The sequence below is a fragment of the Pseudomonas sp. FG29 genome (assembly GCF_057809355.1).
In genome coordinates this window covers 44,391-70,779 of record NZ_JBMDJU010000009.1, presented here as the reverse complement: position 1 = coordinate 70,779, position 26,389 = coordinate 44,391, and the positions used below count along the sequence as shown (strand labels likewise).

Genomic DNA, 26,389 nt, shown 5'->3' with positions numbered 1-26,389 from the left:
GCTGGCTATTCATGCGAAGAAGTCGCATTTGCAGAAACAGAAGACGAAGGCGTTGCGCATTCCTGAACCTGCGCCTGAATATTTTTTGAAACCCACCCAACATCGCCGTCATTCGTAGCCCGGACGCCATCCGGGAAACGGCGGCACAAGCACGGTGTCAGCTGCGCGATGACACCAGCAGCACACCAGGCAAGCGTGTCAGCCTGACCGGCAACGCCGTTTCGATGGCATGCAGCAGCGCCGCCGGATCATTCAGGGCGAACACGCCTGTCACCTTCAACTCGCGCGCCTGACCATCGAGAAACAGCACTTGTTGCGCCTGTTGCCGCTGCAGCTCCTCGAACACCTCGGCCAGTGGCCGGTCGCGAAACACCAGGCGCCCGCGCTGCCAGGCCAGGGCGCGTGCCGCATCCAAAGACTGCGGGGCTTGCAGTTGGCCGTCGAGCCAGGCGATCTGCTCGCCGGCGCTCACGGCACGCGCGTGGCCATCAGCATCGCTGACCTGCACATGCCCCTCGGTCACCGCCAGCAGCACCTGTTCGCCCAGCAGGTTGAGGTCGAAGCGAGTGCCGGTGACACGGATATGCGCATCTCCCGCATCGATCAGGAAAGGATGCTCGGCATCGGCAGCCACCTGAAAATCCACCTGCCCCCGGTACAGACGCACTCGCCGCTGCCCATTTGCATTGGCATCCCAGTCCAGGGCCGTGGCACCGTTGAGATGCAGCCGCGAGCCATCTTCGAGCGTCACTTCACGCCGCTCTCCCGCCTCGGTGCGCACATCGGCATGCCAGCCCGGCGGCGCCATCCACAGGGCAAGCAGCAGGCAGGCAGCAGTCGCCAGGGGTAATGGCCAGCGCCGCTTGCGACGCGGCAGGGGCTGCACAACGGCAGCGGGTCGTTCGACCTGGCCAAGCAGCGCCCACAAGTGCTCCACCTCGGCCATCGCCCTGGCGTGCTCGGCACTGCTCTGACACCAATGCTCGGCTGCGGCCCGCTCGGCCGCACCAGCCCGTCCGGAATTCAGCAGCACCAGCCACTCCCGAGCCTGGCTGCGCAAATCGGGCTCATTCATGACGGGTCATCCATGCGTTCCTGACAATATTCGAGGGCCTTGAGGATATAGCGTCCGGCCATGCTTTCCGAGACACCGAGGCGCTCGCCGATTTCACGCTGAGTGAGGCCATCCAGGCGATTCCACAGCAGCGCCTGACGCAGATGCTCAGGCAACTCGTGCATCAACGTCTGCAAACGGGCCAGGCGCCGGCTGTCTTCAGTGGCCCGTTCGGGTTCAGGCAGTTCGCTTTCCAGCGCCTCATCGAGCGGCGCCAATTGCGGACGCGCCTGCTGCTGGCGGTGGTGATCGATGAGCAGATTACGCGCGATGCGGTAGAGAAAGGCGCGTACATTACCGATCTCCCCCGCCGGACGGCCTTGCAGGCGCAGCCAGGTTTCCTGACGCAGATCGGCAGCGAGTTCGCTGCAACGTGTCTGTCGGGTGAAGAAACGCAGCAGCTCCGATGAATGACGCCGGAACTGCTCTTCGGGAGGCTGTGGATCGACAGGCGTGGACACGAGCGGCTCTCGGTGCCGGAAAGCACGAGAAAATAGTACAAACGCAAATGATTTTCAAATGAATCCATTCGACCCTGTAGCGAATGGAGGTCGGCTGGATCGCCGGGCTCAGCCCGGCGTCCCCAACCCCGCCGCGCTCATGAACAGGCGCAGCAGCCAGGACACCACGCCCAGCGTGGCGACGCTACAGGCCCAGATCAGCACCAGCCAGCCCAGGCGCTGCCACAGCGGCTTCTTCTCTTCGGTTTCGGTCATGGCCGCGTCCTCAGTGGTAGCCATCATCCACGGTCACCTTGCCGCGAAATACGTAGTAGCTCCAGGCGGTGTACATGAGGATGAAGGGGATGATGAACAGCGCGCCCACCAGCATGAAGCCCTGGCTCTGCGGTGGCGCGGCGGCGTCCCAGATGCTGATGGACGGCGGGATCACGTTCGGCCACAGGCTGATGCCCAGGCCGCTGTAGCCGAGGAAGATCAGCACCAGGGTGAGGATGAACGGCGCGTAGTGGGCATTATTCGCCACCGCACGCAACAGTGCCCAGGTGCACAGCAGCACCAGTACCGGCACCGGCATGAACCAGAACAGGTTGGGCAGGCTGAACCAGCGCTCGGCGATGTCCGGGTGGGCGAAGGGCGTCCACAGGCTGACGATGCCGGTCACCCCCAGCAGCACCAGCACCAGCGGGCGGCCCAGGTCATGCATCTGCTGCTGCAGGCGGCCTTCGGTCTTCATGATCAGCCAGGTGCAGCCGAGCAGCGCGTAGGCGGCGATCAGCGCCAGGCCGCAGAACACCGAGAACGGCGTCAGCCAGTCGAAGGCACCGCCGGCGAAGCGCCGGTTGACCACTTCGAAGCCATCGATGTACGCCCCCAGTGCAACGCCCTGGAAGAAGGTCGCGGTCAGCGAGCCGCCGATGAAAGCCTTATCCCACAGGTGGCGCTTGGCGGCCTTGGCCTTGAAGCGGAACTCGAAGGCCACGCCGCGGAAGATCAGCCCCAGCAGCATCAGGATCAACGGCAGGTAGAGCGCATCCAGCACCACCGAGTAGGCCAGTGGGAAGGCGCCGAACAGCGCCGCGCCGCCCAGCACCAGCCAGGTCTCGTTGCCGTCCCAGACGGGGGCGACGGTGTTCATCATCACGTCGCGCTCGCCCTCGTCACGGACGAAGGGAAAGAGGATGCCGATGCCCAGATCGAAGCCATCCATCACCACGTACATCATCACACCGAAGGCGATGATCACCGCCCAGATCAGCGGAAGGTCGATACCCATGTTCAGTTCCTCTCCGGCAAGCTGTCGGTTTCACCTTCGTCCATGCCCTCTTCGGCCGCCGACAGCGGTCGCGCCGGCGTACGCGGCTGGCCAGGACCACCGGAAGACACTTCCGAACCTTCGTCGAGCTTCGGCCCCTTGCGCACCAGGCGCAGCATGTAGCCGATACCGGCGCCGAACAGCAGAAAGTACACCACCACGAACAGCACCAGGGTGAAGCCAAGCTGCGTTGCGCTGTGCCCCGAGGCCGCATCGGCGGTGCGCATCAGGCCATGCACGATCCACGGCTGGCGGCCGATTTCGGTGGTGTACCAGCCGGCGAGAATGGCGATGATGCCGCTCGGCCCCATCCACAACGCCAGGTGCAGGAACGGACGCGAGCGATAGAGCCGATCGCCACGGCGCAGCCAGGTGCCCCACAGGCCGGTGAGGATCATCAGCAGCCCCATCGCGACCATGATGCGGAAGGTCCAGAAGATGATGGTGGAATTGGGCCGATCCTCGGGGGCGAACTCCTTGAGCGCCGGCACCTGCTTGTCCAGGCTGTGGGTCAGGATCAGGCTGGCAAGACCGGGAATCTCCACCTTGAAGCGGGTTTCCTCGCGCTGCATGTCCGGCCAGCCGAAGAGGATCAGCGGGGTCGGCTCGTCACCGACGTTCTCCCAATGGCCCTCCATCGCGGCGATCTTCGCCGGCTGATACTTGAGCGTGTTGAGCCCGTGCATGTCGCCGATGAAGGCCTGTATTGGGGCGACGATCAGCGCCATCCACAGCGCCATCGAGAGCATCTTGCGAATCGCCGGGTTGTCGCGTCCACGCAGCAGGTGCCAGGCCGCCGAGGCGCCGACGAAGAAGGCCGTGGCGAGGAACGCCGCCGTGGCCATGTGCGCCAAGCGATAGGGGAACGACGGGTTGAACACCACGGCGAACCAGTCCACCGGGATCACCCGCCCGTCGACGATTTCGAATCCTTGCGGCGTGTGCATCCAGCTGTTGGAGGCGAGGATCCAGAAGGTGGAGATCAGCGTGCCGATGGCCACCATCACCGTGGAGAAGAAGTGCAGCCCCGGCCCGACGCGGTTCCAGCCGAACAGCATGACGCCGAGGAAGCCTGCCTCGAGGAAGAACGCGGTGAGCACCTCGTAGGTCAGCAGCGGCCCGGTAACCGCCCCGGCAAAGTCGGAGAAGGCGCTCCAGTTGGTACCGAACTGGTAAGCCATCACCAGGCCGGAGACCACGCCCATGCCGAAGTTGACCGCGAAGATCTTCGACCAGAAATGGTAGAGGTCGCGGTACACCGTGTTGCTGGTCTTCAGCCACAGGCCTTCGAGCACCGCCAGGTAACTGGCCAGACCGATGGTGATGGCCGGAAAGACGATGTGAAAGGAAATGGTGAAGGCAAATTGGATGCGGGCGAGTTCGAGCGCCTCTAGGCCAAACATGACACGTCCTCATTCAGGGTTATCTCAGCCCCGGCACGCAAAGCCGAGCCACAGACTCCAGGTATTGGAGTCGCACGAGCGGTAGTTGTTCTTCTCGAGTGAAAAGGCACGATGGCCGGAGGTACAAAGCGCGAAATGCTGCATTGATCTGGATCAATACGCATTGAAAGACTAGTCGCTAATCGCGCAACTGGCGCTGTGGTCGTTTGCCGCGCGACAGGCCACCGCAGCGAGGAGGCAGGAGGTACGCCGGCTGGCGGCCCCAGCTAGGCGCTAGCGAGCCAGGGCTTGCAGGCACGAAAAAAAGGGCGGCCACGCGCTACGCGGGCCGCCCGAATCACGGAGTTGCTACATCGAGTAACCGCGATGACTTGCGATCACCGCTATTGGATTACCGTTCGAGGATCGCGGTCACACCCTGGCCACCTGCGGCGCAGATGGAGATCAGCCCACGTCCCTCGCCGGCCACCGACAGCAGCTTGGCCAGGTTGGCGACGATGCGCCCGCCGGTGGCGGCGAAGGGGTGGCCGGCGGCCAGAGAGCTGCCCTTGACGTTCATCTTGCTGCGGTCAATGGCACCCAGCGGCGCGTCGAGGCCCAGGCGTTCCTTGCAGTACTCGGCGTCTTCCCAGGCCTTTAGGGTGCACAGCACCTGGGCGGCGAAGGCTTCGTGAATCTCGTAGTAGTCGAAGTCCTGCAGGCTCAGACCATTGCGCGCCAGCAGGCGCGGCACGGCGTAGACCGGCGCCATCAGCAAGCCTTCCTTGCCCTGGACGAAGTCCACCGCCGCCGCCTCGCCATCGCGGAAATAAGCCAGCACCGGCAGGCCACGCGCCTTGGCCCACTCCTCGCTGGCCAGCAGCACCACCGAGGCGCCATCGGTCAGCGGCGTGGAGTTGGCCGCAGTCATGGTGCCGCGAGGCCCGCGCTCGAAGCAGGCTTTGAGGCTGGCGAGCTTCTCGGCGCTGATATCCGGGCGCAGGTTCTGGTCGCGGGTCAGGCCACGGAATGGCGTGAGCAGGTCGTCCTGCCAACCTTCGGCATAGGCCGCTGCCAGCTTCTGGTGGCTGGCCAGGGCCAGTTGATCCTGCTCGTCACGCGGGATGGCCCAGCGCTGCGCCATCAGCTCGCAGTGCTCGCCCATCGACAACCCGGTGCGTGGCTCGCCATTGCGCGGGATGGCAGGGGCCAGGTGGCGCGGGCGAATCTTCAGCAGGCTCTTGAGCTTGTCGCCGGTGCTCTTGCCGCGATTGGCCTCCAGCAGAATCTGCCGCAACCCTTCATTGACGCCGATGGGCGCGTCCGAGGTGGTGTCGACACCACCCGCAATGCCGCAGTCGATCTGCCCGAGGGCGATCTTGTTGGCCACCAGGATCGCCGCCTCCAGGCCGGTGCCGCAGGCCTGCTGCAGGTCGTAGGCCGGGGTTTCCGGCGCCAGGCGCGAGCCGAGCACGCATTCGCGGGTCAGGTTGAAATCCCGCGAGTGCTTGAGCACGGCACCGGCCACCACCTCGCCGAGGCGCTCGCCGTGCAGGTTGTAGCGCTCCACCAGGCCTTCGAGGGCGCTGGTCAGCATCTCCTGGTTGCTCGCTGTGGCGTAGACGGTGTTGGAGCGGGCGAAGGGAATGCGGTTGCCGCCGACGATGGCGACCCGGCGTAACTGGGCCATGCTGACTCCTTGCGGATGAGAATGAGGCGAACGGGCCGTTTTGAAACGGCCTGCCAAGGCTAGCGCGAGCGGGCCAGGCTGCATTGGCCGCCTTGCCGGCCAGCCGCGCAGAGCGGTCAATTGCGCTTTGACCATGACTGCGTACAGTGACACGACTTTCGATCCGCCCGCAGGAGCTTTTCATGTCCGACCGTTATCTCGCCTTCGCCAACTCGCCGACCGGCCGCCGCCTGGTCGGCGCCCTCGGTCTGCCGGCGCCGGTGCGCCTGGAGCGCTGGATGGCCGGCCGCATGCGCCCGGTGGACGGCGCCCTGCTGCTCGGGGGCGAGGGTGATCTGCTCAAGGCCCTGCCCGCTTTCGCCAGCAAACTGACCGATCAGCTATTCGCCGCCCGCGAGGGACAGCTCGATCTGCCGCGCTGGACGGCCGAGCACGGCCCCAAGCTCAAGGCACTGGTATTCGACGCCAGTCACCTGACCCGCTTCGAGCAACTGATCGAGCTGCGCGACTTCTTCCAGCCCACCTTCAAGGGCCTGGCGAAGTGCCCGCGTGTGGTCGTGCTGGGTCGTGCGCCCGAGTCGATCAAAGACCCCATTGCCGCCAGCGTGCAACGCTCGCTGGAGGGGTTCACCCGCTCGCTGGGCAAGGAGATCCGCCGTGGCGGCAGCGTGCAGCTGCTCTATGTCGGCAAGGGCGGCGAACAGCAACTGGAAGGCGCGCTGCGCTTCTTCCTGTCGCCGAAGAGTGCCTACGTGTCCGGCCAGGTGCTGCGCCTCGGCGCCTGCGGCGAACAGGTGAAGGACTGGACGCGTCCGCTGGCCGGCAAGAAGGCGCTGGTCACCGGTGCCTCGCGCGGCATCGGCGCGGCCATCGCCGAAGTGCTGGCGCGTGACGGCGCCGAAGTGGTGCTGCTCGACGTACCGCCCGCCGCCGACGCGCTGCAGGCGCTGGCCGCGCGCCTGGGCGGACGCGCCGTGGCCCTGGATATCTGCGCCGAGGACGCGCCGCAGCGCCTGGTCGAAGCGCTGCCCGAAGGCCTGCACATCGTCGTGCACAACGCCGGCATCACCCGCGACAAGACCCTGGCGAAGATGAGCGACGCGTTCTGGAGCTCGGTGATCGACGTCAACCTCAAGGCGCCGCAGGTGCTGACCCAGGCGCTGCTGGACGCCGACAAGCTGCACGACAATGGCCGCGTGGTGCTGATCGCTTCGATCAGCGGCATCGCCGGCAACCTCGGCCAGACCAACTACGCGGTGAGCAAGGCCGGCGTGATCGGCCTGGCCCAGGCCTGGGCGCCGGCCCTGGCGAAGAAAGGCATCAGCATCAACGCGGTGGCGCCCGGCTTTATCGAAACCCAGATGACCGCTGCCATCCCGCTGGGCATCCGCGAAGCCGGGCGGCGGATGAACTCGATGAGCCAGGGCGGCCTGCCGCAGGACGTCGCCGAGGCCGTGGCCTGGTTCGCCCAGCCGGGTTCGGGCGCGGTGACCGCACAGGTGTTGCGCGTGTGTGGGCAGAGTTTGTTGGGGGCTTGAGGCTGTTGCGGTGGTGCTGGTGCTGGTGCTGGTGGGCTAAAGCCCACCCTACGACTGCCTGTAGCCCGGATGCAATCCGGGGAGCAGGTGGCACACAGCGCCCAGGATTGCCTCCTGTGGAAGGCGCTTCAGCGGCGACGGTCGCGGCTAAAGCCCCTCCTATAACTCGCCCTTGCCGCGTTTGCGAAACTCCACGGGCGTCTCGCCGACCCAGCGCTTGAACGCGCGGTAGAAGGTGCTCGGCTCGGAGAAGCCGGTGCGCTCGACGATGACCTCGATGCGCTCGTCGGTCTTGAGCAGCAATTCCTTGGCCAGGCGGCAGCGGTAGTCGGTGATCAGGTCATTGAAGCGTACGCCGGCCATGGCCAGGCGCTCGCGCAGGCGCCGGGCTGGCATGTTCAAACGCGATGCCACCTGTTCCAGAGTGGCGCCGCCATCGACCAGCAGCTCGGCGATCAGCTCACGCACCTGGCGCACCAGATCCAGGCGCTCCACCTCCGCCAGTTGCCGCCGCGCCAGTGACTCGTGCATACGCAGCAGTTCCGGGGCGGCATGGCGCGACGCCTTATCCAGCACGGCAGCGTCGAAGACCAGCGCGCACGACTCGGCGCCCAGTCGCACCGGGCAGCCATAGACCGCCTGGTAACGCTCGACCGGCGCCCCCTCGGCATGCATGAAGCGTACTTCGTGCGGGCGGAAGTCGTTCTCGGTCAATGCGGCGAACAGGCGGATCACAGCACCGGCCAGCATCTCGGGGAAGTGGCGTGGCGTCTCGGGCTCCACGCTCAGCGTCAGCACGGCCAGCTCGCCGTCCACGTCGAGGCGAGCACTGAGGGTATCGGAGAGCAGGCGCACGTAGCGCAGGGCATGGCGCAAACCAGTGCCGAAGGTTTCGCTGGAGAGGAACAGGTATTCCAGGAGCAGGCCATGGAAGGGCGGCAGGTGCTGCGCCAGGAACAGCCCGACGTGCTCCTCGCCGCATTCCTCGCTGGCAGCCTTCCAGAACAGGGTCTGGGCGGCATGCGGAAAACGGCCAGCCGGCAACCCACCTGGCGGCAAGCCGACACGCACCAGCACACGGTCTGGGTCGGTTCCGCTGGCGCGCAGGGCATCGATTACCGGGCGCATCAGCGCCACATCGTCGGTCAGATCACGCATGTTTATCGGCTGTTGTTATTCGTGAGCGGCGCCATCTTAGCAGGCTGCCGGTGAACTACCTACGCTGGCGATACAGGCTGCAAAGGCGCTCAACAGGCTCTGCCCCCCTCTTGATCTCGCTTGCTGCACGGGCTAGGCGGAACCGTGCCAAGTCCGGTACGAAGTTTCGCTGCCGATCCGACTCGACAGGCCAGGCGAATTGGCTGTTCGGCACACGGGCGGGTCAGCACAGCCAATGCCAGCCGACGAACGCCGGTTAAGCTGCAGCCATCCACTGACCAAGGAGTTCCCGAATGGCCATCGACTGGCTCGACCTCGATACCCCGCCAGCCCTGCCCGGTCTGTTTCTGCGTGCCGCGCTGCGGCGCAAGGTGAGTGGCCGCCAGCTTCCCGAGCTCGGCCTGCGCTGCCGGGTGGAAATCGACCCCGAGCACCTGGCGCGTTATCGCCAGGTCTGCGGCATCCCGGCAGACGGTTATCTGCCGCCGGTCTATCCGCACATTCTCGCCTTCGCCCTGCAGATGCAGTTGCTCACCGACAAGCGCTTCCCCTTCCCGCTGCTCGGTCTGGTACACCTGGAAAATCGCATCCGTGTACTGCGCCCGCTGGGCGGGCTGGGGCCGTTTTGGGTCAGCGTCCATGTGGCGGATCTGCAGGCGCATGACAAGGGCGCCACCTTCAACCTGATCACCCGTCTGGAGGATCAGCTCGGCCTGCTCTGGGAGGGCGACAGCCGCATTCTCTGCCGCGCCCTGCGCCTCGATGGCCAGGCGCCGCTGCGTGCCGAACAGGCGCCGCTGGAACTGACGGCACTGGCCGACTGGGCCGCGCCTGGCGACACGGGCCGTCGCTACGCCCGTGTCGCCGGTGACTACAACCCGATCCATCTCAGTGCCCTCAGCGCCCGCCTGTTCGGCTTCCCTCGCGCCATCGCCCACGGCCTGTGGAACAAGGCACGCAGCCTGGCCGCACTGCAGCAGCACCTGCCGCTGGCCGGCTACGAGGTGGACGTGCGCTTCCAGAAACCGGTGCTGCTGCCCACCCATGTCGCGCTGCAAGCCAGCGAGCCCGGCCCCAGTGGTCAGTTCCGCCTGCTCGGCGAGCACGACACGCCGCATATGGCCGGGAGCTGGCAGCCGCTGGAAAGCTGATCTGTACATCCTGTAGGAGCGGCTTCAGCCGCGAAACGGACCGCGGCTGAAACCGCTCCTACGCGTCAATAAGCGCGCCGGACAGCTTGCAGCGCGCCGCATTCCCCCCGAAGCTATGCGGCTCGAAAGGAGCCGCACCATGAACCTCGCCGAACTTACCGCCCGCATGCACGCCATCCGTGATCACAACGACTGGCGTCGTTACCAGAGCCCGAAGAACCTGGTCATGGCCGCCAGCGTGGAAATGGCCGAGCTGGTGGAAATCTTCCAGTGGCTGAGCGAGGAGCAATCCCGCCAGTTGCCGCCCGAACAGCTCGCCCACGCGGGCCAGGAAGTGGCTGACGTGGTGCTCTACCTGCTGCAACTGTGCAGCGAACTGGGCCTCGACATGAACCAGGCGGTGCTCGAAAAGCTCGCCGATAACGAACGGCGCTTCCTCAAATGAGCGACCGCCACTTCGACGAGCTCGCCACCCGCTTCGCCGAGAAGATCTACGGCGGTGCCAAGGGCGCCATTCGCCTCGCCGTGCTGCAGGCCGACCTGGCCGAAGCGCTGCCGGATCGCCCTCTGCGTGTGCTGGATGTGGGCGCTGGTCTTGGCCACATGAGCCTGTGGCTGGCCCAGCGCGGCCATCAGGTCACCCTGGCCGAACCGGCCGAGCCTATGCTGGAAGGCGCGCGCCAGCGCTTCGCTGAGGCCGGTCAGAACGCCACCTTCATCCAGGCGCCCTGGCAGGAGCTGCTCGGCCAGTTGCAACAGCCCTTCGACCTGGTGCTGTGCCACGCCGTGCTGGAATGGCTGGCCGAGCCGGCGGCCATCCTGCCGGTGCTGCATCAGCTCACGGCCAAGGACGGTTGGCTGTCGCTGGCCTTCTACAACAAGGACGCGCTGATCTATCGCAACCTGCTCAAGGGCCACTTCCGCAAGCTGCGCAAGGCGCGCTTCGCCGGCGAAGGCCAGAGCCTGACTCCGCAGCGCCCGCTCGATCCGCGCGAGCTGGCCACGCAACTCGGCGCAGACTGGCAGGTCGAAAGCCGTAGCGGCGTGCGTGTGTTCCACGACTACATGCCGCCGGAATTTCAGGCCAAAGCCGAGCTGGTCGACCTGCTGGAGATGGAACTGGCGCACCGTCGCCACCCCAGCTTCGAGGGGCTCGGCCGCTACCTGCACTGGATCTGTCGACCAACCTGAACGCACCAGAGGGCGCGTTGGACGAACGACAGAGCCCGGCGTAGCCTGAGCGAATATCGGTGATGTCGAGCGCGACCACGGAGATGACCATGCGCAGCGTCATAGCCTTACTCATTCTGCCCCTGCTGGCGGCCTGCCAGAGCCAGAACCCCTATCAGGCCGAATCCTTGCCGATGCCGCCGGCACCGCCCGGCGCAGCCAGTACCTTCGACCGCAGCGCCTACCCCGCACCACCGCGTGACTACGGGCGCTATCGCACCTGGAGCTGGGACGCTGGCCGACCGCCGTCCGGCGCGGCCTGGCTCAATGGCGAGCAACTGGCCGACAGCGTCAGTGCCGGCCTCGACCAATATGGCCTGCGCCCAGCACAAAACGGCAGCGGCGATCTGCTGGTCAACGCCCGGCTGACGCAGGAAACCCGCCTGCGCCAGTACCAGGACGACGCTGGCGCCTATTACGGCGGTGGCCCCTGGGGGCGGCATTACGGCGCCTGGGGCAGCACGCCCATCGTGCGTACCTATGAAGAGAAAGTCGCGGTGGTGCGCCTCGAACTGATCGACCCGCGTGATCACCAGGTGGTCTGGTCCGGCAGCGGCGAAGCCCTGGCCGGCAAGGATCAGAGCGCCCAGGCCGAAGCCATGCGTGCGGCCATTCGCGCGGCACTCAACGGTTACCCGCCCCACTGATCGCCAGGAGTTCAGCATGCGTACCCTGCCCTGCCTGCTTCTCGTCCTGCTGCTGAGCGGCTGCGCCAGCATCAACCTGGAGCGCGACTTCGACCCCAGCCGCGACTTCGCCGCCTATCGCAGCTGGAGCTGGATGAGTGACAAGCTGCTCTATCAACCCGACGACGCCCGTCTCAAGAGCGACCTCACCGAGCAACGCATCAGCCAGGCGGTGAACGACCAACTCGAGCAGCGTGGGCTGCGCCAGGCCAGCGACGGCCAGGGCGATCTCAAGGTGCAGGCCATGCTGATCGTCGACCAGCGCCAGGATCAGATCACCACCCAATACGGCGGTGGCTGGGGCGGTTACTGGGGCGGCCCGGCCTTCACCGAAACGCGCCGCGTGGACTACAAGGTCGCCACCCTGCAGATCGATCTCTACGACGCCAAGGACGGCAAGCTGGTCTGGCGCGGCAGCGGCGAGCAGATCATGCGCAGCCAGGCGCCCAGCCCGGCCGAACGGGAGCGGGCGATACGCGAAACCGTGACCCAGGTACTCTCGCAGTATCCACCGCGCTGAAACCTGCATCGTTCCTGAGCAGGCCGCCTACCGACTCTCGTATCAGGAGCGGCCATCGCAACATATACAGCCACGCATGCCAGTTCAAACGGCTGACGGACGGTCGAAAAATGCTGGCAATCCGCTGGCTCACTCGCCTTCAAAAGGCGCTATGCTCGGCATACACATCTGTGATCACAAAAACCTGCGGGAGAAGGGTTTGACGTCGCTTGCGACGGCCCGCAGCCGGCCGCCAACGATGGCAGGCCAACCACCATGACCGACGCCGAAGTACCGCGCCAGCCCATGACATTCGCCCTGTGGCGCGAGGTGGACGATACCCACGTCCGCACTCGCCTGGGCGGTTTCTTCTACCTGCTGGCCTGGCTGCTGACCTGGGTCTTCAGTGACTCACCGGCCCAGGTCATCGGCAGCGGCCTGCTTGGTATCGTCACCTTCGCCGGCCTGCTGGCGGCCCGCCTGCTGCACCGCCCCAAAGGGCTCACCACGCCAGAGCAATTGCAACGCTGGCTCGACCATCACTGGGGGCTGATTCTGCTGACCGCCCTGTGCTGGGGCCAGGCCCATGCCTGGGCGCTGTACCGTGACGAATACAACGACTCGGAGCTGATCACGACCCTGGCCACGGTGGCCTTCAGCACCGCGATGACCTTCAACTTCGCCATGCGCCGCGGCCGTGCCCTGCTTGCACTGGCGCTGCTGTACCTGCCAGGGCTGATCCTCATGGCACTGGATTGGGAAAACCGCCACACCCTGCTGCTGACCCTGAGCTTCTATCTGGCCTATCTGGTACTGGTGCTTGGCCGTAATCACCGTGAATACCACGCCACCCTGGCTCTGGAGGTGAAGCTGCTGGAGCAGCAGACGCGCCTCGACCTGCTCAGCCGCACCGACACGCTGACCCAACTGGGCAACCGCTACCAGTTCAACAACCTGTTCCCCAGCCTGGTCGCCAATGCGCAACGCCAGGACGAGCCGCTGTCGCTGGTGCTGCTGGACATTGATCATTTCAAGAAGATCAACGATGCGCATGGCCACATGGGCGGCGATGCCTGCCTGAGCGCCTTTGCCGAGCGCATGCGCGACGTCTTTCAGCGTGACGGCGATGCCCTGCTGCGCCTGGGCGGCGAGGAATTCGGCGTGCTGCTACCGAGCACGCCCTTGCAGCAGGCGCTGGAGTTGGCCGAGCGCTTCCGTCAGGGCCTGGAGCAGGACGGTCTGCAGCTGGATGAGCAACGCCTGAGCCTTACCACCAGCCTTGGCGTGGGCAGCTTCGACAACCGCCTGGATCGCGACGCCGATGCCTTCTTCTCACGGGTAGATGGCGCGCTGTACCGCGCCAAACGGGAAGGTCGCAATCGCCTGGTGATTTCCGAAAGCTGACTCAGGGGCCGACGCTGAACGCCAGCCTGGCCGTATTGCCACCCTCGTCCAGCACGCTGAGCTGGTGCTGCCCGGGCTCGAAGGCATGGGTGAACGGAGCATCGGCGCTGGTTTCGCCCTGCGGCTCACCATCGACGAACCACCAGCGCCGGCCGCTACCGCCCAGCGTCGACAGACTCAGACGCAACGGCTCGCCAAGGCCCTGTGGGCGGCGCAGGCGATCACCCTCACGCACGCCGACGATGGTCAATGGCGCCAGTTGCGTGCTGCGCGGCGGCGGACACGCGGGATCGCTGGCGGGCAGGCGCGCGACACGCCGCTCGCGGCGTGGCAGCCAGGGCTCAAGCGGCGCCGGCCAGAGCACCAGTTCATGGGGCTCGGCGCCGGGGCAGTCCGGCGCAACGCGCAAGCCCTCGGCATTCACCCAATAGCGCTCGCGCAGGCCGCTGCCCAAGGGTTGATCGGCAGCCAGCAGGGTCGGAGGTGTAGTGCCATCCAACGTCCAGGCGAAGCGCTGGCGGCGGCAATTGGCATCGTCCCGGTTCATGGGCTGGCCCAGTGGCCAGCAGATCGCCGCAACACCGACCGTTGGCGGTTGCGGATCAGCGGGGGGTGCCAGGCCGCGCTGGCTGTCGCGGCCGACCAGCAGGTCGTGCACCTGCAGCAGCAGGGGCGCGGCGGAGGCCAGGCCGAACTGGCCTGGCACCGGCGTACCGTCCGGGCGGCCGATCCACACGCCAATCAGGTGGCGCGGGCCAACGCCAATCGCCCAGGCATCGCGAAAGCCATAACTGGTGCCGGTCTTCCAGGCCAGGCTGGGACGCTGCGCCAGTTGCGCGCGCGGGTCGCGATCCGGGCGGGCCTGGCCGCTGAGAATACGGCGGATGATCCAGGCCGCGCCTGGCGACAACAGCCGCCGCTCACGCAGCGTCTCGCTCGGCTGCAGGCGCGGGCGCGCGGCCATGCCGCCGCGGGCAAAGGCGCTGTAACCGCCGACCAGCGCCTCCAGACGCGTGCCACCACCACCAAGAATCATCGCCAGGTTGGGCTCGGCCAGGGCTGGCAGACGAATCGGCAGGCCGGCACCGCGCAGCTCACCGGAGAAACGCTTTGGCCCGTAGGCCTCGAGCAGTTGTACGGCCGGCAGGTTGAGCGAAGTGGCCAGGGCTTCACTGGCCGACACCGGGCCGCTGAAACCAGCGGCGAAGTTGCCGGGACGGTAGTCGCCGTAATGTCGCGGCACATCCTGCAGCAGCGACTCGGAATGAATCAGCCCGGCATCCAGGGCCAGGCCATAGAGGAAGGGTTTCAGCGTCGAACCGGGTGAACGCAGCGCCCGCACCATGTCGACATGACCGAAGCGGGCGGTGTCGGCGATATCCACCGAGCCCAGGTAGGCGCGCACCGCCATGCTCTCGTGCTCGACCACCAGAATGGCGGCCGAGGTACGCTCTGGCAGGCGTGCGCGCCAGCCCAGCAACAGGTCTTCCAGGCGCAGTTGCAACGCGGCATCGAGGCTGGTGCGAATCAGCGGCGGGCTACCGGGACGGTTCAGCCGGCGCGCCAGCAAGGGTGCCAGGCTCGGCTCGCGACGCGTGGCGAGTAGCACCGGCTCCTCCAGCGCTTCGTCGACCTGTTCCTGCGGCCATACACGGAACTCGGCCAACCGTCGCAAGACCTTGTCGCGCGCAGCCTGGGCGCGCTCGGGGTGGCGATCCGGGCGCAAGCGGCTGGGCGCCTGCGGCAACACCGCAAGTAGCGCCGCCTCGGCGCGGGTGAGCTGGCTCGGCGGTTTGCCCAGGTAGCTCCAGCTCGCCGCTGCCACGCCCTGCAGCGTACCGCCGAAGGGCGCACGGTTGAGGTACAGCGCGAGGATTTCATCCTTGGACAGGTGCCACTCCAGTTGCGCGGTACGCCAGAGCTGCTTGAGCTTGCCGGGCAGGTCGCGCGAGTGTGGGTCGAGCAGGCGCGCCACCTGCATCGACAGCGTGCTGCCACCGGACACCACGCGCCCGCCACTGAGGTTCTGCCAGGCTGCCCGGCCCAGCGCCAGCGGGTTGATGCCCGGATGCTGGCGGAACCAGCGATCCTCGTAGGTCAGCAGCGCGTCGAGGTAATAGGGCGACACTTCGTCGGGTGTCACCGGGTAGCGCCAGACGCCGTCGCGATCGGCGAAACGCCACAGCGGCGTGCCGTCCTCTGCCAGCACCACACGGGCCAGATCGTCCTCGGGCAGCGGCAGCGGGAAGAGGCGATCGGCGAGCCAGAGCAGGGCCAGGGGGAGCAGGAGGATCGGTAGCCAGCGGCGAGTTAGGCGGCGCATGCAATGCCCTCTACCCCAGCCCCTCTCCCATAAATGGGATAGGGGAGCGGATCGGTGTTTTGCAAAGCCTCGTGGCAACGTTCACAGCTCTTGCTAGTCGATTTCAAGGCGAATCTGCTCAAGTACGGCCTCGGTTTCCGCCAGTACCTGATGATTCCAGAAACGCAGCACACGATAGCCACGATCCTGTAGATAACCGTCACGTTGGTGGTCGTACTCTGCCTGCTGCTGATGCTGTCCGCCGTCCAGCTCGATGACCAGACAGCGTTCGGTGCAGACGAAATCGACGATATAGGGGCCAATGGGTTTCTGCCGTTTGAACTTCAAGCCAAGGAAGCGATGAGCACGCAAGTGATACCAGAGCCGTTGCTCGGCATCGGTCATGTCGCGGCGCAAGCGCTTGGCGTTGTCGAGTAGGGTCATGGCTCCTCCTTGAACCGGGTTTGCCCTCTCCCCCAGCCCCTCTCCCGCAAGCGAGAGAGGGGAGCAATATGGCACGAGCCTGAAACATGGTACGGCCAGCCCCCTCTCCCATTCATGGGAGAGGGTTGGGGATAGGGAAGCTTTTTACCGCCCCCGCACCACCATCCCCTGCGGCGTGTTGCCCAGCGCCTGCCAGCTCGGCCGGTACATCGACTCTACCTGCGGTGGCGGCACCCGGTAGCTGCCCGGGGTGACCGCGCGGGCCAGGTACAGCAGGTGCGTGGTGTCGTAGCTGTCCACGTCCACCGCCGCAACGTAGCGGTCGCCACGAAACTCCTGGTGCTTGATTCGCGCGTTCTGCATCGCCTGGCTCCACTCCTTGACGTTGCTGCCCGCGTCGTCGAGGCTCGCCGCGCTCTGCGCCAGGTTCTGGTTCTCCAGTTCCAGACCAGCCGGCAGCAGATCCACCACCAGGGCATCAGGCACACGCTGCTTGGCGCGCACGGCGATATGCACCAGCACCAGTTCGCCGCTATCCAGGCGCTGCAGGTCGAGCGGACGGCCCTCCATGCCGAGGTATTCGCGCTCGATGCTGAGGTTCTCGCCACCTGCGCGCGGCGCCTGGCTCGGGTAACCGGACAGGGTCAGTTGCTGATACAGGGTGCTGCTGCCGGTATTGCTCACACCCAACGGCTCGCCCAGTTCGGCACGCTCCAGCTTGATGCCGGGCTGCTGATTGCTCAGGTCGAACTGGAAGGCGCCGCTGGCAAGCCTGGCGCTCCAGGCCTGTTCAGGCTTGCCGAGGATGCCGCGCCCGGCGAGGAACAGCGCGTTGCGCTCCTGGGTCGACAGCCAGCGCTGGCCGGCCAGCTCGTCGGCCAGGTCGAACAGGCGCTGTTCACGCTGCCCGGCAGCCATGTCGTTTTCCTCCAGCACGGCGAGGATCAACGCCTGATCACGCAGGGCGCTGCCGTAGTCGGCCATCCAACGCTCGCCATCGCGCTGCAGGGTGAGCCCCTGGGCCAGTGCCTGGTCGGCACGCGGCGCATCGCCCATGAGCTTCAGCGCAGCGGCCAGTTGCACCAGCGGCAGACCGGAGCGCGCCTCGCTGCGGCGCTCGAACAGGCTGCGCAACGTCCCCAGCGGCGCCTGCTGGCTGCGCGCCAGAACGTAGCCGGCATAGGCCTGCACGGCGAAGCGGGTGTGCGCGTTGTCGTCGCTGTAGCTGACCTCGATCAGGCTGCTCTGCTGCAGGTAGCGCAGCAGCCGATCCGTGGCCTTCTTCAGCGCCTCGTTGGGCACGCCGAAGCCCTGTTCACGGGCACGTAGGAGGAAGTCGGTGACATAGGCGGTGAGCCAGTACTCCTCCTCGCTCTCGGCGCTCCACAAGCCGAAGCCACCGCTGTAGCGCTGCATGCCGAGCAGGCGTTCGATGCCCAGCTCGATGCTCTTGCGCCGTTGCTCGTCCGGCTCGCCTTCCAGGCCTAGACGCTTGAGGCTGGCGGCATCGGCATAGAGCGAGGGATACAGGCCACTGGTGGTCTGCTCCAGGCAGCCGTAGGGGTAGGCCTTGAGCGCGCGGATCTGCTCGCCGAGGTTGAGCGGTGGGCGGCTCGACAGTGCCAGCACCGCCTCCAGCCCGGCCGGCTCGAACTGGCTGAGGGTGCCCGACGGCAGGCTCCACGGCTCGCCCTCGTTGAGTACCGCACGGAAATGCTGCAACTGCGCCGGATAGGCCGGGCGCACGCCCAGCGTCCAGTCGCGGCTGAAGCTGCCGAGCTGCTCGTTGGGCAGGCTCAGCCCCTGCACCTTGACCTGGATATGCCCCTGCCCCAAGCCACCTTCGGCGCGCACCGGGATGCGCAAGGTGGTGCGCTGACCATCCTTGAGGCTCAGCGGCGCCTGCGCGTTGCCAAGCAGGCGCAACTGGCCGCTGACATCGAGCTGCACGTCGAGTTTCTGTTCGGCGCCGGAGAGGTTGGTGACGTCCAGCGCCAGGGTGGTTTCGTCGCCCCCGGCGAGGAAGCGCGGCATCGACAGCTCGGCGATCAGCGGCGCAGCCACCACCGTCTTCGCCTCGGCCACACCGAAGCGCTCGTCACTCCAGGCCTGCGCCATCAGGCGTAGCTCGCCGTTGAAGTCGGGGATGTCCAGGCTGACTTCACCCTCGCCCTGCTCGTTCAGCTTCAGCGCTTCGCTCTGCTGGGCGACGATCAGCACGCTGGTATCCGGGCGCTTGCCCCCGGTTTCGAGGCCGGCATCGCCACCGAAGGCAAGGCTGGCGAGGCGGCCCTGGGCCTCGATCAGCTGGCCGTAGATATCCATCTGGTCGGCGCCATAGCCCTTGCGCCCGAAGAAGCTGGCGAAGGGATCGGGCGTGGCGAAGCTGGTGATGTTGAGGATGCCCACGTCCACCGCAGCGACCAGTACATGCACCTTGTCGGGGATGCTGCCGTCGGCATTGCGCGCCACGACCTTGACCTTCAGCGGCTGCTTGGGCCGCATCTTCTCAGGCGCTTGCAGGCTCACCGCCAGCTTGCGCGGCGCGCGATCCAGCGGCAGGTGCAACAGGCCGACGGCACGCTTGGGCGTGACCTGCGCCTTGCGCTCACCGGGGCGAATCACCAGGGCGCTGAGGTACAGGTCATGGCGCGCCCATTTCTCATCGATGGGCAGCTCGAAGGTTTTGCCTTCTGCCGGCACGCTGATTTCCTGCCACCACAACGGGCCTTCGCTGGACTCGACCAGCAGATAACCATTGCCGGCAGCCGGCGGGGTGACGGTGATCTTGGCCATATCGCCTGCCGCATAGGCGGGCTTGTCCAGAGCCAGCTTGACCTGATCCGGGCGTACCGCGCCGCCGTCGGCATTGTCCTGCCAGCGGTAACCGGCCCAGAAGCGCAGGCTGCTGACCAGGCCGGTCTGGTTGTCCACCACCTCGACCCGATACGGGCCCCACTCCACCGGGAAGCTGACCTTGGCAGTACCGCCCGCCTCAACCTTGAGCGGCTCGTCGCTGAGGGTGAGGAATTTCTCGTTGTAGTTGTGACGCCAGCCTTCGCCGTCGGAGAAGCTCCAGAAGTAATCGCGGCGCTCGCGCACCAGGCGCACGTTGAGGTTGTCGGCGGCCAGTTTGTTGCCGGCGGCATCGGCCACCAGCACCTCGAATTCGGCCAGGCTGTCGGCATCGACCTGTTCGCCCTCGAACACGCCACGTACGCCTGGCAGGCGTTCGGCCGGCCACACGGGCTGAATCACGCGACGGGTGATCGGTCGGCCACCGGACTCCTGCAGGCTGGCCTGGAGGATGAGACGCAGCGGCGAGCGGGCGTCGGCCCAGCGATTCTCGGGCGTCAGCGTGGCGTGCCCCTGGTCGTCGAGGCTCTGCTCGTCCAGCTCCAGATCCTGGCTCAGTTCCGCTTCGGTGATATCGCCGAACTGATAGCCCGGCAGGCTGGCCACCGCCTCGCGCAGCGGCCGCACATAGAGCTGCCCGGACAGGCGATTGCCAGCCGCCGGGGCGCCATAGAGGTAACGCCCGGTGACGCTGAAGTGCGCCTCGTCTGCCGGGGCGATGGGGCTATCCTGGCCTTTGAGTTCCAGCGCCATGCGCTCGGGCAGGAAGTCCTCGACGAGAAATTCGTAGACCTGCGGATTACCGTCACCCAGGTCGAGCAGCAGTTGCCAGCGACCGGTCGGCGCCTCCTCGGCCAGCGGCAGCTGGTATTGATAGAGGCCATCCTCGGCGGCGTTCCAGAAGAACTTGCGGCTGATCTGCTCATCCGGGCGGCGCACCTCGACGCTGACCGGCTGGGCCTTCACCGGCTTGCCATCGACATCACGCAGCAGGCCGTTGAGCAGTACGGTCTCGCCCGGGCGATAAAGGTCGCGCGGGCCGAATACGAAGAACTGCAGCGGATGGGCCGCAGGACCGGTGATGTCGAACTCGGCCAGATCCAGCGCCGGCGCGTTCAGGCGCAGCAGGCTGGTCTGTTCATCCTGCCTGGCCAGCAACACCTCGGCCTTGGCCGGCAGCGGCAACTGTGCGTGGCCGGCGGAATCGGTCTTGCCTTCGGCCAGCAAGGCTCCATCGCCATCGAGCAGTTCGAGCTCTACGGCGGACTGCGCCTTGCCACCTTCCAGCGCCTGGGTGAAGACATCCAGACGGTCGCGGTAGCGGTGCGCGGACAGGCCGATATCGCTCAGGGAAAACAGCGTTGCCGGCTGCGAGTAGCTATAGCTGCCAGCCTGGCGCATCACCGCCAGGTAGACCCCAGGCTGCTTGAAGGGCTCCAGCCCGGCGATGGGCAGCAGCAGGGTTTCGCGGGTGTTGCGCGCCGGGTTGAGGTCGAAGCGACCGCCATAGACCAGATCAGCCAGGGGCAGCAGCTCGCTGGCCTCCCAGGTATCGAGGTTGCTGGAACGGCCCCAGCGTGAGAGGAAACGCGGCAGCGCCTCGGGCTTGATACGGAAGAACTCGACGTTGACCTTGTCGACGTTCAGCGCGATCACCGGCAGGCCCTCGGCCAGGCGCGTGGGCAGCAGCGAGCCACGGCTGGCGAAGCCGACGCTGGCCTGCAGGTCACGGGTTTCGAAGCGGCTGACGTGCTCGGCCGCCAGCTTGCTGCCATTGATCGCGGCAAGGCCCGAGTCGATGGTCAGCACCAGCTTGCGCTTGGGTTCCAGGTGGCGCAGACGCAGCTCGTTGAGGCCATCGGTCAGCTCCCAGGCGCCATCGACCTTGCCGTCCTTGCTGTCGACCAGGTGCAAACGCTCGGCGAACCGCTGATCCGGATCCAGCGGTACGGAGAAGGTCACCGACAGCGCACTGGCGCCGTCGAGCTGCACTTCGGAGACATCCACCACTTCCAGCTCGCGACCGGCATAGCGTTTGGCCAGCGCAGCGCGGTCGACCGCCGGCTTCGCTGCCTGCGGCTGCTCGGCGGCAGGCGAAGAACCGGTCACGGTAGCGGGCGACTGGGAGGAATCACAGGCACTGAGCAGGCTCAGGGCCAGGGCCAGAAGCAGTCCTTTGTTCGGCATTGCAGGCTCCGGGAGAAGGGGGCGCGGGAGGCGATACTATAGCCGAGCGCCCATGCACCGAAGGCGCCAACCGACGAATACGCCAAGCCGCGCACACTCGGCCGACAGCCCGCCCGTGCCTATAATCGGCGTTTTGCCGGAGCCGCCCATGTCCGCCCTGCTCGACGCCTGGCGCCACGCCCCGACCCAGCGCAAGGTCTGGGCACTGGCCGCGCCGATGATCCTCTCCAACCTCTCGGTGCCGATGGTGGCGCTGGTCGATACCGCCGTGGTCGGCCATCTGCCGCATGCCCACCAACTGGCGGCGGTGGCGGTCGGCGGCAGCCTCTACACCCTGCTGACCTGGGCCATGGGTTTTCTGCGCATGGGCAGCACCGGCTTCGCCGCCCAAGCGGCCGGCCGCGAAGACGGCGGTGCCTTGCGCCAGGTGCTACTGCAGGGGTTGGGCCTCGGCGTGCTGCTCGCCCTGCTGTTGAGCCTGCTGGCCATTCCATTCAGCAGCGCCGCGCTGAGCCTGATGCAACCCTCGGCCGAGCTGGATCGACTGGCCCGCGACTATTTCCAGATCCGTCTGTTCGGCCTGCCCGCCAGCCTGGCGACCTACGCGCTGATTGGCTGGTTGCTCGGCACGCAAAGCGCGCGTGGCCCGCTGGCCATTCTGCTCACCGCCAACCTGCTCAACGTGACGCTGGATCTGCTCTTCGTGCTCGGGCTGGAATGGGGCGTAGCAGGTGCGGCCTGGGCCTCGGTCATCGCCGAATGGAGTGGTGCGCTGCTCGGCCTGTGGCTGGCTCGCGGCGCGCTCAGGCGTTACCCCGGCAAGCTCGACCTGGCCGCGCTGCAACGCTGGCGCAACTGGCGGCCGCTGCTGGCAGTCAACCGCGATATCTTCATCCGCACCCTGGCACTGCAACTGGTGTTTTTCCTGATCACCGTGCAGGGCACGCGTCTGGGCGATACCACGGTGGCGGCCAATGCCCTGCTGCTCAACGGCCTGACCCTGACCGCCTATGCCCTGGACGGCCTGGCCCATGCCGTCGAAGCACTGTGCGGGCATGCCCTCGGCGCACGCGACCGCACCGCCCTGCGTCGCTCGCTGCTGGTAGCCGGCACCTGGTCGGTGCTGGCCAGCGCCGGCTTCGCCCTGTTCTTCCTGATCGGCGGCCAGGCCTTCGTCGCCCTGCTCACCGACATTGCCGAGGTACGCGAACGCGCCTCGCAGTTCCTGCCCTACCTGGCCGTATTGCCGCTGCTGGCGGTGTGGAGCTACCTGCTCGACGGTCTGTTCATCGGTGCCACCCGCGCCCGGGAGATGCGCGACGCCATGCTCATCGCCCTGGCGCTGAGCCTACCGCTGGCCTGGCTGCTGCAAGGTTTGGGCAATCATGGCCTGTGGCTGGCCTTTCTTGCCTTCATGAGCCTGCGAAGTCTGGTATTGGCTGGCTATGCTTGGGTTTTGAGTCACCGCGACCTGTGGCTCCCCCCGCCAGCAGAAGGAGAGATCGCCCATGCTCAGCGTGCCCGTGCCCGCAAATGAAGCCGAACGCCAGGCAGCCCTGGATCGCCTGGAAGTACTCGACACGCCAGCCGACCCCTGCCTGGATGCGATCACCCGCCTGGCTCGTGAATTGTTCGGCGTGAAAACCGCGCTGATCAGCCTGGTCGACCGCGAGCGCCAGTGGTTCAAGAGTCGCCAGGGTCTGGACGTGGCAGAGACTTCCCGCGACATCTCCTATTGCTCCTATGCGGTACTGGCCGACATGCCGCTGCTGATCGAGGACAGCGAGACGGATCCGCGCTTCGCCGGCACCGACCTGGCCAAGAGCAACCCCGGCGCACGCTTCTACGCCGGCTGGCCACTGCACGACGTCAGCGGCATGCCACTGGGCACCCTGTGCCTGGCGGACCCGCACGTGCGACGACTCAATGCACGGCAGAAATGTCAGCTACGCGACCTGGCTTACCTGGCCGAAGGCTATCTGCGTCTGCAGCACAGCTCGCAGCAGGCGCAGGAACTGCGCGACGCCCTCGACCGCGAACAGCGCAAAGGCATGCTCGACCCACTGACCCAACTGTGGAATCGCGCCGGGCTGCTGCACTTTCTGCCACTGCAACGAGCGGCCGCCGAACGCAGCGGCCTGCATCTGGGGCTGATCTACTGCGACCTCGATCACTTCAAGCAGGTCAACGACCGTCACGGCCACGACGGTGGCGATCGCGTGCTGTGGGAGAGCGCCAGGCGCATGAGTGCGGCGGTTCGGCCGCAGGACGTGGTGACGCGTAACGGCGGCGAGGAATTCGTCATCCTCACCCAGGTGCACGGAGCCAAGGAGTTGCTGCAGATCGCCGAGCGCGTTCGCCTGGCCATCGCCGAACTGCCGATCACCCTCGACGACGCCGAACTGCAGCAGACCGTCAGCCTTGGCTGCACCCTGCTGGACAGCGGCGAAGACAGTGGCGATGCTCTCAAGCGCGCCGACCAGGCGCTGTATCGTGCCAAGAACGGTGGTCGCAACCGCAGCGAACTGGCCACCTGAATAGCCTCGACCAAGGAGCCCACATGGCCACGGCGTTTTTTGCCTACCTGCACTTCATCGCGATCTTCGCCCTGTTCGCCCTGCTCAGCATCGAGCACGTGCTGTTCAAGGCGCCACTGGACATCCCGCGCGCGCAGCCTGATGATCACCGACATCGCCTACGGCATCTGCGCCGGTGTGGTGTTGCTGACCGGCGTGGCGCGGGTGCTGTGGTTCGGCAAGGGCGCCGCCTACTACCTGGGCAACGGCCTGTTCCATGCCAAGGTGGGCCTGTTCATCCTGATTGCCCTGCTGTCGATCCTGCCGACCTGGGTGTTCTTCAACTGGCGCAACACCCTGCAGGCCGGCCAGGCGCCCACGCCAAGCCCGCGCCAGGTACGCCTGGTGACCTGGTGCATCCGCCTGGAGTTGCTGCTGTTGCTGGTGATGCCGCTACTGGCCGTGCTGATGGCGCGCGGCTATGGCGTGATTGGCTGAGCCTTTGCGGGCGCCTCAGCGTGCACTGAAGCGCCCGCGACCGGGGCTCACGACGACAGGTAGGACGAACGGGTCAGGCCCAGGCGCAGCGCGTCGAGGAACTGGGTACGCTCACGCGTGCTGATCTTGGCGCTGGCAACTTTGTCGCGGTAGTGGGTCATCAACTCCTCGGGCGACAGGTGCACGTAGCGCAGCATGTCCTCGATGGTGTCGTGGGTCTCGATGCCGGCATGCACCACGCTGCCATCGGCGGCCTGGTAGATGTTCACCGAGTCGGTGTCGCCGAACAGGTTGTGCATGTCGCCGAGGATTTCCTGATAGGCGCCGACCAGGAAGATGCCCAGCACATAATCCTCACCTTCGCGAACCTCGTGCACCGGCAGGCTGGTCTCGATGGACTGCTCGTCGACGTACTGGCGGATCTTGCCGTCGGAGTCGCAGGTCAGATCCTGCAGCACGGCGCGGCGCAGCGGCTCTTCGTCCAGACGCGACAGCGGCAGGATCGGCAGGATCTGGCCGATGGCCCAGGTGTCCGGCAGGCTCTGGAACACCGAGAAGTTGCAGATGTACTTGTCGGCGAGCTTGTCGTTGAGCTCGTCGAGCACGGCACGGTGCGAACGCTGACGCGCCTTGAGCTGGTTGTACAGGCGGCGGCAGATGGCGAAGTAGCACTGCTCGGCCAGCGCCTTCTGCGCCAGGCTCAGCTTGCCGGCGGAATACTGCGCGGCCACTTCCTCGATGTAGTGGGTGGCGCGCCAGTAGGTTTCGGCGACCATTTCCGGGTCGCTGTCGTCGAGCAGCTCGATCAGCCAGCGCAACACCTCCGGTTGCTCCACGTCCGGATCGATCTCCGGCACCTTGTCGTTGTGCCGCTCCACGTCGGTGACCTGCACCAACAGCACGGCGTGGTGCGCGGTCATCGCCCGGCCGCTCTCGGAGAAGATGTGCGGATGGGGGATTTCCTGGCGGTCGCAGAATTCCTTGAGCATGTCGACCACGGCATCGGCGTAGTCCTGCATGTCGTAGTTGATCGAGCTGGCATTGCGTGAATGGGTGCCGTCGTAGTCCACGCCAAGACCGCCGCCGACGTCGATGTGGTCGACCGGCAGGCCCATGGCGCGCAGCTCGCCGTAGTAACGGATGGCCTCACGAAAACCCTTGCGGTAGTCGGCGATGTTGGCGATCTGCGAGCCCATGTGGAAGTGCAGCAGGCGGATGCCCTGATCCAGCCCGGCCGCGTGGAAGCGCTCGACCACCGAGAGAAGCTGCGCGGCGGACAGGCCGAACTTGGACTTCTCGCCGCCGGTGTCGGCCCACTTGGAGGATGCCAGCGAAGACAGGCGCACACGCAGGCCGATCTGCGGCGCGACCTTGAGTTCGGCGGCCTCCTCGATCACCAGGGCGACTTCCGATTCCTTCTCGATGACGATGAACACGTTGTGGCCGAGCTTCTGCCCCATCAGCGCCAGGCGGATGAACTCGCGATCCTTGTAGCCGTTGCAGACGATGGTGCCGCCCTTCGGCGCCAGCGCCAGCACGGCCAGCAGCTCGGGCTTGGAGCCGGCTTCGAGGCCGATGGAGACATCCTGCGTGGCGATGATGTTATCGATCACCGCCTCCTGCTGGTTGACCTTGATCGGGTACAGGGCGGTGTAGCGGCTCTGGTATTCCAGGCGCTGGATGCTGGCGTCGAAGGCGCCGGTCAGGCGCCGTACGCGATCTTGCAGGATGTCCGGGAAGCGCACCAAAAGCGGCAGCGACAGGCCGCTCTGACGCAATTCGTCGACCTGCTGGCTAAGATCGATGGGCTGGCTGTCCGGGCCGTTGGGGCGCACCTCGACACGACCGGCATCGTTGATCGAAAAGTAGCCAGCACCCCAGTGGCGAATGCCATAGACACTGCGGCTATCGGCTACGGTCCACTGGCTGCCGTCGTCTTTGCGGGTGCGTCGTGCGGACAT

At 66.3% G+C, this 26,389-nt stretch carries 20 protein-coding genes and 1 pseudogene; 10 read left to right on the top strand and 11 right to left on the bottom strand.

All coding sequences use genetic code 11. The features are described 5' to 3' along the window. Nucleotides 1–157 precede the first annotated feature (157 nt). The 6 genes from ACODS1_RS11865 to ACODS1_RS11840 all read right to left on the bottom strand — a co-directional run bounded on the left by ACODS1_RS11865 (nucleotide 158) and on the right by ACODS1_RS11840 (nucleotide 5,959). Entirely contained in the window at nucleotides 158–1,075 is a 918-nt protein-coding gene (locus ACODS1_RS11865) for a FecR family protein (RefSeq protein ID WP_489085805.1), read from the bottom strand. Further along, nucleotides 1,072–1,575, bottom strand: a complete 504-nt coding sequence (locus ACODS1_RS11860; RefSeq protein ID WP_489085804.1) for an RNA polymerase sigma factor — start codon at nucleotides 1,573–1,575, stop codon at nucleotides 1,072–1,074. Before ACODS1_RS11860 ends, ACODS1_RS11865 begins: the two co-directional genes overlap by 4 nt. A 108-nt stretch (nucleotides 1,576–1,683) precedes the next feature. Then, nucleotides 1,684–1,830, bottom strand: a complete 147-nt coding sequence (locus ACODS1_RS11855; RefSeq protein ID WP_489085803.1) for a DUF2474 domain-containing protein — start codon at nucleotides 1,828–1,830, stop codon at nucleotides 1,684–1,686. 10 nt (nucleotides 1,831–1,840) lie between these two features. Beyond that, nucleotides 1,841–2,848 carry a cytochrome d ubiquinol oxidase subunit II gene (cydB, locus tag ACODS1_RS11850; protein ID WP_489085802.1) on the bottom strand — a complete coding sequence of 336 codons (1,008 nt, stop codon included), beginning with the start codon at nucleotides 2,846–2,848 and terminating at the stop codon, nucleotides 1,841–1,843. A 2-nt stretch (nucleotides 2,849–2,850) separates the two neighbouring features. Then, nucleotides 2,851–4,290 (bottom strand): cytochrome ubiquinol oxidase subunit I, encoded by a 1,440-nt coding sequence (locus tag ACODS1_RS11845; RefSeq protein WP_489085801.1) that lies wholly within the window; start codon nucleotides 4,288–4,290, stop codon nucleotides 2,851–2,853. A 391-nt stretch (nucleotides 4,291–4,681) separates the two neighbouring features. Then, a complete protein-coding gene (locus tag ACODS1_RS11840; protein WP_489085800.1) occupies nucleotides 4,682–5,959 on the bottom strand; it encodes an acetyl-CoA C-acetyltransferase in 1,278 nt (425 codons plus the stop codon). Nucleotides 5,960–6,141: 182 nt separating this feature from the next. Between ACODS1_RS11840 and ACODS1_RS11835 the strand changes: the two genes are divergently transcribed. Further along, nucleotides 6,142–7,497 carry a 3-oxoacyl-ACP reductase gene (locus ACODS1_RS11835; RefSeq protein WP_489085799.1) on the top strand — a complete coding sequence of 452 codons (1,356 nt, stop codon included), beginning with the start codon at nucleotides 6,142–6,144 and terminating at the stop codon, nucleotides 7,495–7,497. A 159-nt stretch (nucleotides 7,498–7,656) separates the two neighbouring features. On the opposite strand, the gene ACODS1_RS11830 is transcribed toward ACODS1_RS11835, so the two are convergent. Then, the gene (locus ACODS1_RS11830; protein WP_489085798.1) at nucleotides 7,657–8,655 is read right to left on the bottom strand and encodes an AraC family transcriptional regulator; all 999 of its coding nucleotides are present in this window, start codon (nucleotides 8,653–8,655) and stop codon (nucleotides 7,657–7,659) included. 293 nt (nucleotides 8,656–8,948) lie between these two features. Between ACODS1_RS11830 and ACODS1_RS11825 the strand changes: the two genes are divergently transcribed. From ACODS1_RS11825 to ACODS1_RS11800, 6 genes are all read left to right on the top strand, one after another. Then, complete coding sequence (locus tag ACODS1_RS11825) at nucleotides 8,949–9,806, top strand: MaoC family dehydratase (protein ID WP_489085797.1); 858 nt, start codon at nucleotides 8,949–8,951, stop codon at nucleotides 9,804–9,806. A 139-nt stretch (nucleotides 9,807–9,945) separates the two neighbouring features. Next, the gene (locus ACODS1_RS11820) at nucleotides 9,946–10,251 is read left to right on the top strand and encodes a nucleotide pyrophosphohydrolase (protein ID WP_489085796.1); all 306 of its coding nucleotides are present in this window, start codon (nucleotides 9,946–9,948) and stop codon (nucleotides 10,249–10,251) included. Continuing rightward, a complete protein-coding gene (locus ACODS1_RS11815) occupies nucleotides 10,248–10,997 on the top strand; it encodes a methyltransferase domain-containing protein (protein ID WP_489085795.1) in 750 nt (249 codons plus the stop codon). Before ACODS1_RS11820 ends, ACODS1_RS11815 begins: the two co-directional genes overlap by 4 nt. Nucleotides 10,998–11,086: 89 nt before the next feature. Then, nucleotides 11,087–11,683 carry a DUF4136 domain-containing protein gene (locus ACODS1_RS11810; protein WP_489085794.1) on the top strand — a complete coding sequence of 199 codons (597 nt, stop codon included), beginning with the start codon at nucleotides 11,087–11,089 and terminating at the stop codon, nucleotides 11,681–11,683. A 16-nt stretch (nucleotides 11,684–11,699) separates the two neighbouring features. Further along, a complete protein-coding gene (locus ACODS1_RS11805) occupies nucleotides 11,700–12,242 on the top strand; it encodes a DUF4136 domain-containing protein (protein WP_489085793.1) in 543 nt (180 codons plus the stop codon). Between the two features lie 255 nt (nucleotides 12,243–12,497). Continuing rightward, complete coding sequence (locus tag ACODS1_RS11800) at nucleotides 12,498–13,625, top strand: GGDEF domain-containing protein (protein ID WP_489085792.1); 1,128 nt, start codon at nucleotides 12,498–12,500, stop codon at nucleotides 13,623–13,625. A 1-nt stretch (nucleotide 13,626) separates the two neighbouring features. Here ACODS1_RS11800 and pbpC read toward each other — a convergent pair whose 3' ends face one another. From pbpC to ACODS1_RS11785, 3 genes are all read right to left on the bottom strand, one after another. Beyond that, nucleotides 13,627–15,948, bottom strand: coding sequence for a peptidoglycan glycosyltransferase PbpC (pbpC, locus tag ACODS1_RS11795; protein WP_489085791.1), 2,322 nt, complete (start codon nucleotides 15,946–15,948; stop codon nucleotides 13,627–13,629). A gap of 93 nt (nucleotides 15,949–16,041) precedes the next feature. Next, on the bottom strand, nucleotides 16,042–16,371 hold the full coding sequence (locus ACODS1_RS11790; protein WP_489085790.1) for an endonuclease domain-containing protein: 330 nt from the start codon (nucleotides 16,369–16,371) through the stop codon (nucleotides 16,042–16,044). 144 nt (nucleotides 16,372–16,515) lie between these two features. Continuing rightward, entirely contained in the window at nucleotides 16,516–21,414 is a 4,899-nt protein-coding gene (locus ACODS1_RS11785) for an alpha-2-macroglobulin family protein (RefSeq protein ID WP_489085789.1), read from the bottom strand. Between the two features lie 148 nt (nucleotides 21,415–21,562). On the opposite strand from ACODS1_RS11785, the gene ACODS1_RS11780 reads away from it, so the two are divergent. From ACODS1_RS11780 to ACODS1_RS11770, 3 genes and pseudogenes are all read left to right on the top strand, one after another. Next, on the top strand, nucleotides 21,563–22,951 hold the full coding sequence (locus tag ACODS1_RS11780; protein WP_489085788.1) for an MATE family efflux transporter: 1,389 nt from the start codon (nucleotides 21,563–21,565) through the stop codon (nucleotides 22,949–22,951). Beyond that, nucleotides 22,923–23,951, top strand: a complete 1,029-nt coding sequence (locus tag ACODS1_RS11775) for a sensor domain-containing diguanylate cyclase (protein WP_489085787.1) — start codon at nucleotides 22,923–22,925, stop codon at nucleotides 23,949–23,951. Before ACODS1_RS11780 ends, ACODS1_RS11775 begins: the two co-directional genes overlap by 29 nt. Nucleotides 23,952–23,974: 23 nt before the next feature. Continuing rightward, nucleotides 23,975–24,428: pseudogene (locus ACODS1_RS11770) on the top strand (DUF2214 family protein). Between the two features lie 47 nt (nucleotides 24,429–24,475). Here the strand turns inward: ACODS1_RS11770 and speA are convergent. Beyond that, nucleotides 24,476–26,389 (bottom strand): arginine decarboxylase, encoded by a 1,914-nt coding sequence (gene speA / locus ACODS1_RS11765; protein ID WP_322979677.1) that lies wholly within the window; start codon nucleotides 26,387–26,389, stop codon nucleotides 24,476–24,478.

What these genes read in the sequence shown, in the direction of transcription:
- ACODS1_RS11865 (WP_489085805.1), bottom strand. Translation starts at nt 1,075, where the DNA reads ATGAATGAGCCCGATTTGCGCAGCCAGGCTCGGGAGTGGCTGGTGCTG.
- ACODS1_RS11855 (WP_489085803.1), bottom strand. Translation starts at nt 1,830, where the DNA reads ATGACCGAAACCGAAGAGAAGAAGCCGCTGTGGCAGCGCCTGGGCTGG.
- cydB (WP_489085802.1), bottom strand. Translation starts at nt 2,848, where the DNA reads ATGGGTATCGACCTTCCGCTGATCTGGGCGGTGATCATCGCCTTCGGT.
- ACODS1_RS11845 (WP_489085801.1), bottom strand. Translation starts at nt 4,290, where the DNA reads ATGTTTGGCCTAGAGGCGCTCGAACTCGCCCGCATCCAATTTGCCTTC.
- ACODS1_RS11840 (WP_489085800.1), bottom strand. Translation starts at nt 5,959, where the DNA reads ATGGCCCAGTTACGCCGGGTCGCCATCGTCGGCGGCAACCGCATTCCC.
- ACODS1_RS11835 (WP_489085799.1), top strand. Translation starts at nt 6,142, where the DNA reads ATGTCCGACCGTTATCTCGCCTTCGCCAACTCGCCGACCGGCCGCCGC.
- ACODS1_RS11830 (WP_489085798.1), bottom strand. Translation starts at nt 8,655, where the DNA reads ATGCGTGATCTGACCGACGATGTGGCGCTGATGCGCCCGGTAATCGAT.
- ACODS1_RS11825 (WP_489085797.1), top strand. Translation starts at nt 8,949, where the DNA reads ATGGCCATCGACTGGCTCGACCTCGATACCCCGCCAGCCCTGCCCGGT.
- ACODS1_RS11820 (WP_489085796.1), top strand. Translation starts at nt 9,946, where the DNA reads ATGAACCTCGCCGAACTTACCGCCCGCATGCACGCCATCCGTGATCAC.
- ACODS1_RS11815 (WP_489085795.1), top strand. Translation starts at nt 10,248, where the DNA reads ATGAGCGACCGCCACTTCGACGAGCTCGCCACCCGCTTCGCCGAGAAG.
- ACODS1_RS11810 (WP_489085794.1), top strand. Translation starts at nt 11,087, where the DNA reads ATGCGCAGCGTCATAGCCTTACTCATTCTGCCCCTGCTGGCGGCCTGC.
- ACODS1_RS11805 (WP_489085793.1), top strand. Translation starts at nt 11,700, where the DNA reads ATGCGTACCCTGCCCTGCCTGCTTCTCGTCCTGCTGCTGAGCGGCTGC.
- ACODS1_RS11800 (WP_489085792.1), top strand. Translation starts at nt 12,498, where the DNA reads ATGACCGACGCCGAAGTACCGCGCCAGCCCATGACATTCGCCCTGTGG.
- pbpC (WP_489085791.1), bottom strand. Translation starts at nt 15,948, where the DNA reads ATGCGCCGCCTAACTCGCCGCTGGCTACCGATCCTCCTGCTCCCCCTG.
- ACODS1_RS11790 (WP_489085790.1), bottom strand. Translation starts at nt 16,371, where the DNA reads ATGACCCTACTCGACAACGCCAAGCGCTTGCGCCGCGACATGACCGAT.
- ACODS1_RS11785 (WP_489085789.1), bottom strand. Translation starts at nt 21,414, where the DNA reads ATGCCGAACAAAGGACTGCTTCTGGCCCTGGCCCTGAGCCTGCTCAGT.
- ACODS1_RS11780 (WP_489085788.1), top strand. Translation starts at nt 21,563, where the DNA reads ATGTCCGCCCTGCTCGACGCCTGGCGCCACGCCCCGACCCAGCGCAAG.
- ACODS1_RS11775 (WP_489085787.1), top strand. Translation starts at nt 22,923, where the DNA reads ATGCTCAGCGTGCCCGTGCCCGCAAATGAAGCCGAACGCCAGGCAGCC.
- speA (WP_322979677.1), bottom strand. Translation starts at nt 26,389, where the DNA reads ATGTCCGCACGACGCACCCGCAAAGACGACGGCAGCCAGTGGACCGTA.